The 775-nt window shown below is 69.2% G+C and carries 1 protein-coding gene and 1 pseudogene; both read right to left on the bottom strand.

Going from position 1 to position 775, the window contains the following annotated elements:
• The coding region (locus ACU8YE_RS23725; RefSeq protein ID WP_446929777.1) for a nuclear transport factor 2 family protein at positions 1-309 on the bottom strand (309 nt) is incomplete at its 3' end.
• A 96-nt stretch (positions 310-405) separates the two neighbouring features.
• Positions 406-775: pseudogene (fadH, locus tag ACU8YE_RS23720) on the bottom strand (NADPH-dependent 2,4-dienoyl-CoA reductase); the annotation flags it as partial.

Here is a 775-nt window from a genome sequence, read left to right as displayed (position 1 = left end):
GATCAGGTCGATGCCCTTCAAGCGCTTGTCGCCGACCCGCGCGCTGAACTCCAGCACGACGCTCAGCCCGTCGTCGGTCGCCATCTGGCGGTGATAGGTGAACTCCTCGAACACGTTGACGACCGTGCCGATCGCGAGCGTGAGCGCGGCCGCGCCCGCGTATGCCGAATGCGCGATCGGCGAACGGAACACCGCGTTCGGATCGGCGATGTCGGCGAGCGTGCTCATGTCGCGCGCGGCGACCATCGCATGCCAGCGTTCGAGCGACTGCCGCACGCATGGATGCACGGCGGCGGGAATCGAAGTCATGTTGTATCTCCTTGTCGGTCAAATCGGGAACGGGCAGGGATTGCGCGGCGCGAAGCCGCATGCCCATGCATCGCCAAGCGCGGCGAGCCGCATGCGTCAGATCGAAGCGGCGAGCGTCGTGCCCTGCAGGATCGCGCGCTTCGCGTCGAGTTCCGCGGCAACGTGCGCGCCGCCGATCAGGTGCACCGAGCAGCCGGCCGCGCGCAGGCCGTCGTACAGCTCGCGCTGCGGCTCCTGCCCCGCGCAGACGACGACGTTGTCGACCGCGAGCGTGCGCGGCTCGCCGTCGATGCGCACGTGCAGCCCCGCGTCGTCAATCCGCTCGTACGATACGCCGGACGACATCGCGACGCGCCGCGCCTTCAGCGACGTCCGATGGATCCAGCCCGTCGTCTTGCCGAGCCCATCGCCGACCTTCGACGCCTTGCGCTGCAGCAGATGCACGTTGCGCGGCGCGGCCTCGACG

The sequence above is a fragment of the Ralstonia sp. VS2407 genome (genome assembly GCF_052950655.1).
This window is presented reverse-complemented; position numbering and strand designations above follow the sequence as displayed.